Origin of the sequence: Priestia sp. YIM B13490 (assembly GCF_042787735.1) — a bacterium.
GTDB lineage: Bacteria > Bacillota > Bacilli > Bacillales > Bacillaceae_H > Priestia > Priestia megaterium.
Genome location: NZ_JBHZOT010000025.1, coordinates 20,959 through 28,236 on the forward strand (window position 1 = coordinate 20,959; position 7,278 = coordinate 28,236).

Sequence of the window (7,278 nt, forward strand, 5' to 3'; positions counted from 1 at the left end):
TACATCCTTATGAAAAGAACCATAGTATAATTTAAAAATCTCGCAAGTAAAATTCATTAACTTTAAGGAGGATCTTATGAAAAAAGCAGTTGGTATTCTTCTTATTTTACTATGCTGTATAAACCAAAGGGTTGAGGCAGCTAATCAACCTTCAGCAGCTCCTATAATACATCATGAAATTTATGTTTCTCCTACAGGGGATGACAAAAACCTGGGTACTAAAAGCAAACCTTTTAGAACATTAAGAAAGGCAAGTGAAGTAGCTCAGCCCGGAACTACCGTTTACATCAGAGGCGGTATCTACTATGAACAATTAATTATTAGCCGTTCAGGTACTAAACAAAAGCCTATTATCTTCAGGAACTATAAAAGTGAAAAGCCTCTTATTAGTGGAGAAAAAATAAAAAGCCGTTCTACAGATGGAGGGCTAGTTAGCATAAAAAATAAGAGCTACATAACAATTCAAGGTTTGAATATAGGTCATTCGTCTACTTCTAAGGAACAAAATACACCATGTGGTATTTTAGTAGAAGGAAGTGGAAAGAACCTTCGAATTATTAATAATCATATTTTCGATATCAAGACTGCACATAAAAATGGAAACGCTCATGGAATAGCTTTTTATGGATCCAAAGCGCCGCGTTCGTTAGAAAACATTGAAATATCGCGAAACCTACTTGAAAACCTGACCTTAGGTTTTAGTGAAGCACTAACTCTAAATGGAAATGTTAAAGATTTTATCGTCAATGCCAATACAATTCGAAACGTTGATAATATTGGGATTGACGTAATTGGCTTTGAAAAAGTAGCTCCTGTTGAGAAATATGACCGAGCTCGTGAAGGACTCATTAGTGAAAACCATATTTACAACGTCAGCAGTTATTCAAATCCTGCTTACAAACATGAATACTCCGCTGGGGGAATCTACGTAGACGGAGGAAAAGATGTTATTATTGAGCATAACGTTTCAAGTCATAACGATCTAGGAATAGAAATCGCAAGTGAACACTATGGTAAACAAACTAGCAATGTTCAAGTTATACGGAATATGATTTATAAGAATCGTTTTACAGGAATTTCAATTGGAGGCTATGATAAAAAACGTGGAGGGACGATAAATACTCTTATTGAACATAATATTTTATATGGAAATGATACGATGAACATGGATGGTGGCCAATTACTGATGCAATATCATGCAACTCATAACGCTATTAACAATAATGTTATGGTTTCAGTAAAATCTAATTTGCTTCTGGCCAATCTTCATTACTCAAATAAATATAATCAACTTAATCATAATGTGTACCTAAATAAAAGTAGAGATAAAGCGGATCGATGGATATGGAAGGGGAAAGAAATAGAAAGTTCTACTATCGTATCACCTAGGCTTTTTTAATGAAAATTTCTTTTTAGAAGATATTCTTTATTTAGTTGCTCGCTGGGATTCTATTTAAGGCCAAAAAATTATTCACTTCACTATCTGCTGGTTATACTTTTTATTTCATTGAAACAAAGAGAAAGGTGCGTTCATTGTAAATATACAAATGGATTGCAAGAAGATTCATGCTGTTTCTCTATATGAGTAGTGTTTATTTAGGTACAAATCAATAGCCTTGACATAAAAACACCCCCATTATTAGAGTTTTTTTATCTAATAATGGGGTGCAGTTCAAGCCGTGGGAAAGGTGTTTTATGCCTTTATTTGTTTTCGTTTTCGCTATCGTTATCTATAACATTATCGTTGTTAATATTATCGCTATATTTGAAATCAATAATTCTTTTTCTAATTTCTTCTCTAATTTCAGGGTTTTCTTTTAAGAAAATCTTAGCGTTTTCTCGTCCCTGTCCTAAACGCTCCTCATTATATGAAAACCAAGATCCAGACTTTTGAACAATATCTACTTCAGAACCGATATCTAAGATTTCTCCTTCTCTCGAGATACCTTCTCCATACATAATATCTACTTCAGCAATGCGGAAAGGAGGTGCCATTTTATTTTTGACTACTTTAATTCTTGTTTTGTTACCAACTATGTCATTTCCTAGTTTAAGTTGTTCAGCACGGCGAACCTCAAGACGAAGGGAAGAATAGAATTTTAGTGCTCTTCCACCTGGCGTTGTTTCTGGATTTCCAAACATAACGCCTACTTTCTCCCTGATTTGGTTGATGAAGATGGCAATGGTTTTAGACTTATTGATTGCTCCAGATAGTTTACGAAGAGCTTGAGACATCAAACGAGCTTGTAAACCGACGTGAGAATCTCCCATTTCTCCTTCAATTTCTTTTTGTGGAACTAATGCTGCTACTGAGTCAACAACAATAATATCTACAGCACCACTTCTAACTAATGCTTCAGCAATTTCAAGTGCCTGTTCACCAGTATCTGGTTGAGATAACAGTAACTCATCAATATCTACACCTAGTTTTCTTGCATAAACTGGATCCAGTGCGTGTTCAGCATCAATAAAGGCAGCTCGACCTCCATTTTTTTGTACTTCTGCAATTGCGTGTAAGGAAACGGTTGTTTTACCTGAACTTTCGGGCCCGTAAACTTCCATAATTCTTCCTTTGGGATAACCATTAATTCCAAGAGCTATATCTAAAGCTAATGAGCCTGAGCTAGATGCCTCAACTTTTGTATGTGTGCCTTCTCCCATTTTAATAATTGATCCTGTACCGAATTGTTTTTCAATTTGTTTTAGAGCCATATCTAGTGCTGCTTTTTTATCATTCATAATTTGAAACCTCCGATTGTTATTACGTTTACAATAAACGCCCAGGTATTTCGATAAAGAATAAGAGTTGGCTCAAATGTTTTTGCTCCGTGCGAGAAAATTTTGTGTTTAACTGTCTTAGTTTGCTCTGGCGTTCCTTTATTCATCTCTAAACCCTTAGTGTCGAACAAATGTTCCTGTTGTGTAATCATACAATAAACGCATCTAATTGTAAAGGCGAAAGTTTTTCTGCAAACTAGCTAAAAGAATATCTTATATTTATAAAAAGTAAGTTTATACTTTAGCATTTACTTATCAAATGATAGAAATTAGGGGAAAGGTAGCTTTTTATATAAGTAGAATCGATTACCATCTACATTTTTAAATTTGGATATATATGAATCTATAAATCTGGTTAGACTAATAACGCATTCCTGATATTCCTAGTTACTATAAAACAGATTTTAAGAAGAAATAAAGCAGTCTACACAAATAGACTGCTTTTTGATTAATTATTTACCTGTTTCAGCAAAACGCTGAATACGTTCAGCGATTTCATCACGTACACGCTGGAAGAACGCCCATTTCTCTTCATTTGTTCCTTCAGCTTTTGCAGGATCGTCAAATCCCCAGTGTTCACGTTTCACATGGGGAGGCGTTACTGGGCAGTGATCTGCTGCATGGCCACATAATGTAACGACCAAATCCGCATTATTTAAAATTTCAGGGTCAATGACATCAGATGTTTGGTTTGAGATATCAACACCAGCTTCTTTCATTGCTTTTACAGCATTGGGATTTAATCCATGAGCTTCTAACCCTGCACTGCGTACATCCCATTCATTATTATTTAGATATTTTTTTGCCCATCCTTCAGCCATTTGGCTACGGCAAGAGTTACCTGTACATAAGAAATAAAGTGTTTTTTTAGACATGTGTAAAATCTCCTTTGTGATGTGTTAAGAAATAATTGATAACCAAATATATAAACCAACAAGCGTAATAAACAATGTTGGGATGGTTAAGATAATACCTGTTTTAAAATAGGTTCCCCAAGAAATCTTAACTCCTTTTGTCGAAAGAACGTGGAGCCATAAGAGAGTGGCTAGAGAGCCAATAGGTGTAATTTTTGGTCCTAAGTCCGAACCAATGACATTTGCATAAATCAAGGCTTCTTTAATTGTACCTGTTGCAGAAGTTGCATCAATGGCCAAAGCATCAATCATCACGGTTGGCATGTTGTTCATAATCGATGAAAGTATGGCTGCAATGAATCCCATGCCAATGGTTGCAGCAAATAATCCATGGTCAGCCGTTGCTTGAATGAGGCTTGCTAATACTTTAGTTAGCCCTACATTACGTAATCCATAGACAACAACATACATACCAATCGAAAAGAAAACAATCGCCCACGGAGCTCCTGCTAGCACTTTTTTAGTGTGAACAGCGGGACTCTTTCTTGCTATTCCTAAGAATAAAATCGCAATAATACCTGCGATAATAGAAACAGGAATATCGAAAAACTCACCAATAAAGTAACCAAGAACTAAAATGAATAAAACGATTCCTGATAAACGGAACATTTTCTTATCTTTAATGGCTTCAACCGGTTTCTGTAAATCATCTAGATTGTATTTCTTAGGGATGCTTTTACGAAAGTACAAATATAAGACAACAATACTTGCCAAAAGTGAGAACAGATCTGGCACAATCATACGTGATGCAAATTCAGAAAAGCGAATACCAAAGAAATCAGCTGATACAATGTTGACCAAGTTACTTACTACAAGAGGTAACGATGTTGTATCTGCAATGAATCCACTGGCGATAATAAAAGGGAAGACCATTTTATCTTCAAATTTAAGTGCTCGTACCATGGCAAGTACAATAGGTGTTAGAATTAAGGCTGCTCCATCGTTTGCGAATAATGCTGCTACTACAGCTCCAAGGAGGGATACATAAACGAACATGCGAACGCCATTGCCTCCTGCAGTACGCGCCATATGTAAAGCTGCCCACTCGAAAAATCCAATTTCATCTAAAATTAAGGAAATAATAATAACTGCAATAAACGTTAATGTTGCATTCCATACAATTTGAGTTACATCCAGCACGTCATGGAAATCAACCACACCTGCTAAAAGAGCTAATACTGCGCCTCCACATGCTGACCAACCAATAGACAAGTTCTTTGGCTGCCAAATGACAAAAATCAATGTCACTAAGAAGATGAGGGAGGCTACTATAACTGATATCACTTTACAGACCTCCTATTATTAGCAACAATTAATACGTAAACCTTGCTTTTCTAGTTCTTTTAATCGTTCATCTTCGCTTGGTAAAGAATCGAGTATATCAAGGACAAACTGATAATAGCTGTTTTCTTTATTTAAGGAATAGAAGATCCAATGTCCTTTTCGTCTTTCACTTACGAGTTCGATAGCTCTTAACTTCCGCAAGTGTTGGCTAATAGCCGGTTGACTTGCTTTATAAATTTCAACTAGCTCACAAACACAGCACTCGTTATTTTGGAGCAGCTTCATCATTGACAATCTTGTCTTATCTCCAAGCAGCTTCAGTATCTGTACTGCTTTTTCCACTTCTACCTGCGCTTTTACATCCATTATGACTCACCTCCTTATTTTCAAATATAATTATATAAGTATTTTATTATATATTCAACGAAAATATACATTTTAAACATTAATCAAAAAAAGTTGATTAATGTCTTGATTTATCTGAATTTTCCAGATATGATGAATACATCAAAAAAAATTGATTTATGAAAGTGAGGATGAAAGCAGTGAGAGTCAACAACTCTGGAAACTTATCTGTTACGTACTTTCGAGCCTATTTTCATTTAGTTATGAACACCCAAGGGATGGACCAGAAGGAAGCACAAAACCTAATCTTTCAGCGTTTTTTTCATCAAGATCCTATGCTAAGAGGGGAAACTACATATAGTAACTTTAAAAAAGCTGCCGAAAGCTTCGATCATTAAATCAAAAAAAGTTGATGAAGGAGAATGACAATGGAAACAGTTAAGGAAGGAAAGCACCCATTTAAACAGTACGAACAAAAATTTAAAGCACTTGCTGATCAAAAGAGATTAGAAATTATGTATGAGCTCTGCCAGCGGGGACAGACATGCGTATGTGACCTAACTGAATTCTTTGGGATGTCTCAATCTAAACTTTCCTATCATTTAAAAATTTTATTAGAAGCAAACCTTATCACAAAAGAAACAAAAGGGACATGGAGCTATTATGATTTACATGATAAAGAGGTAAATCACCTGTTATCTGAGGAGCTTTGCTGCTTGTTTAGAAAAGATACAAGTAAAAGCGGCTCCTGCTCTTAAATTAATATATTTAAAATAATATTGTTTATAATGCGAAGGAGGAAGTGTAAATGAAATATGTTCACGTAGGAATTAATGTAACGAATCTAGAGGCGTCCATGGAGTTTTATCAAAAGGTATTTGGCGTTCAACCTGTGAAAACGAAAGTAGATTACGCTAAATTCTTAGTAGATGAGGCAGGATTAAATTTTACTTTAAACGTACGAGACGAAGTAAAAGGTAATCAAGTGAATCATTTCGGCTTCCAAGTAGAAACTCCTGAAGAAATTCATTCTCATAAATCACGATTAGAAAAAGAAGGCTTCTTTGCTCGTGAAGAAATGGATACAACTTGCTGCTATGCTGTGCAAGATAAGTTTTGGGTAACAGATCCGGACGGAAACGAATGGGAATTCTTTTATACGAAATCTGATAGTGAGGTTCACAAGAACAGCGATGGGCCAAATGAAAAGCTACCTGTAACTAATGCTTGTTGTTAATCATTAGTTAAGTCGGGTAGGCAGGCACTCTCACGAGCGCCCGCCCCCCTAAGAACCGTACGTGACAGATTTCCCGTCATACGGCTCAAGCCTTCTTTTTATCCGAACAACTTATTTAATACATGGTACATGTACTAATTTAGCAAATTGACCTGTAGAAACCTCTAGGTTTCGCACTGTAACTTTTTCTCCATTTTGTAGAGTCTGCTTACACAATGCACAACGATATCCTTGTTTTCTTGCGAGTTTCATCCTATCGAATGTATTTTCATTGTTAAAGACCTTACGGTCTCGTTTTTCCCAATACTCTTTTAGACTCGGATCATCTGGGCTGTTTTTGTAGGCTACCATGACATGTCGTTCTATCTTAATCCAGGACATCTTTAACAATTGAATGCTAGTAAGTGGACATGTGAGAATCCATTGATTATTTCCACCGTGGTGGGGCTTCTTAAAATAACGCTTGCTAATCCATTTTCTCGACTTCTTTGGATGCAGTTGTTTAAGATGTTTTCTCACTTTTAGGAAAATATAATTGTCCATATAGCTGTAAGTCTTTTTAGATACGACATGTTTCCAATACTGGCCGTAGCCACGAATAATCGGGTTTAAAACACGTATTAGTTCTTTTACTGGTCTTCCTCTCATCACAGAGAACGTATCTTTTATCTTGTTTCTAGCCTTTTTAATGCTGTCTCTGCTAGGTTTGATAAATAACTT

Annotated in this window: 9 protein-coding genes; 3 read left to right on the forward strand and 6 right to left on the reverse strand. The window is 35.8% G+C overall.

All coding sequences use genetic code 11. The annotated features are described in order from the left end of the window. The first annotated feature begins 76 nt into the window (after positions 1-76). Positions 77-1,399 carry a DUF1565 domain-containing protein gene (locus tag ACFX4R_RS28440; RefSeq protein ID WP_377571583.1) on the forward strand — a complete coding sequence of 441 codons (1,323 nt, stop codon included), beginning with the start codon at positions 77-79 and terminating at the stop codon, positions 1,397-1,399. Between the two features lie 302 nt (positions 1,400-1,701). On the opposite strand, the gene recA is transcribed toward ACFX4R_RS28440, so the two are convergent. The 5 genes from recA to ACFX4R_RS28465 form a co-directional block, all read right to left on the reverse strand. Then, positions 1,702-2,739, reverse strand: coding sequence for a recombinase RecA (recA, locus tag ACFX4R_RS28445; protein WP_097823749.1), 1,038 nt, complete (start codon positions 2,737-2,739; stop codon positions 1,702-1,704). Next, positions 2,736-2,930 (reverse strand): hypothetical protein, encoded by a 195-nt coding sequence (locus tag ACFX4R_RS28450; RefSeq protein ID WP_141425872.1) that lies wholly within the window; start codon positions 2,928-2,930, stop codon positions 2,736-2,738. The genes recA and ACFX4R_RS28450 overlap by 4 nt, the downstream gene beginning before the upstream one ends. Positions 2,931-3,230: 300 nt before the next feature. Next, positions 3,231-3,653, reverse strand: coding sequence for an arsenate reductase (thioredoxin) (gene arsC / locus ACFX4R_RS28455; protein ID WP_097823748.1), 423 nt, complete (start codon positions 3,651-3,653; stop codon positions 3,231-3,233). Positions 3,654-3,677: 24 nt separating this feature from the next. Then, complete coding sequence (locus ACFX4R_RS28460) at positions 3,678-4,976, reverse strand: arsenic transporter (RefSeq protein ID WP_318331380.1); 1,299 nt, start codon at positions 4,974-4,976, stop codon at positions 3,678-3,680. Between the two features lie 18 nt (positions 4,977-4,994). Continuing rightward, a complete protein-coding gene (locus ACFX4R_RS28465) occupies positions 4,995-5,342 on the reverse strand; it encodes an ArsR/SmtB family transcription factor (RefSeq protein WP_028410070.1) in 348 nt (115 codons plus the stop codon). A gap of 407 nt (positions 5,343-5,749) precedes the next feature. Between ACFX4R_RS28465 and ACFX4R_RS28470 the strand changes: the two genes are divergently transcribed. Both ACFX4R_RS28470 and ACFX4R_RS28475 read left to right on the forward strand, forming a co-directional pair. Further along, a complete protein-coding gene (locus tag ACFX4R_RS28470) occupies positions 5,750-6,079 on the forward strand; it encodes an ArsR/SmtB family transcription factor (RefSeq protein WP_043981853.1) in 330 nt (109 codons plus the stop codon). 50 nt (positions 6,080-6,129) lie between these two features. After that, positions 6,130-6,558, forward strand: a complete 429-nt coding sequence (locus ACFX4R_RS28475) for an ArsI/CadI family heavy metal resistance metalloenzyme (RefSeq protein ID WP_097823746.1) — start codon at positions 6,130-6,132, stop codon at positions 6,556-6,558. 111 nt (positions 6,559-6,669) lie between these two features. Here ACFX4R_RS28475 and ACFX4R_RS28480 read toward each other — a convergent pair. Then, a partial coding sequence (locus ACFX4R_RS28480; protein ID WP_377571587.1) for a group II intron maturase-specific domain-containing protein occupies positions 6,670-7,278 on the reverse strand: 609 nt, incomplete at its 5' end.

Excerpts from the sequence above, each read along its gene's own strand:
- ACFX4R_RS28440 (WP_377571583.1), top strand. The coding sequence starts at position 77 with ATGAAAAAAGCAGTTGGTATTCTTCTTATTTTACTATGCTGTATAAAC.
- recA (WP_097823749.1), bottom strand. The coding sequence starts at position 2,739 with ATGAATGATAAAAAAGCAGCACTAGATATGGCTCTAAAACAAATTGAA.
- ACFX4R_RS28450 (WP_141425872.1), bottom strand. The coding sequence starts at position 2,930 with ATGATTACACAACAGGAACATTTGTTCGACACTAAGGGTTTAGAGATG.
- arsC (WP_097823748.1), bottom strand. The coding sequence starts at position 3,653 with ATGTCTAAAAAAACACTTTATTTCTTATGTACAGGTAACTCTTGCCGT.
- ACFX4R_RS28465 (WP_028410070.1), bottom strand. The coding sequence starts at position 5,342 with ATGGATGTAAAAGCGCAGGTAGAAGTGGAAAAAGCAGTACAGATACTG.
- ACFX4R_RS28470 (WP_043981853.1), top strand. The coding sequence starts at position 5,750 with ATGGAAACAGTTAAGGAAGGAAAGCACCCATTTAAACAGTACGAACAA.
- ACFX4R_RS28475 (WP_097823746.1), top strand. The coding sequence starts at position 6,130 with ATGAAATATGTTCACGTAGGAATTAATGTAACGAATCTAGAGGCGTCC.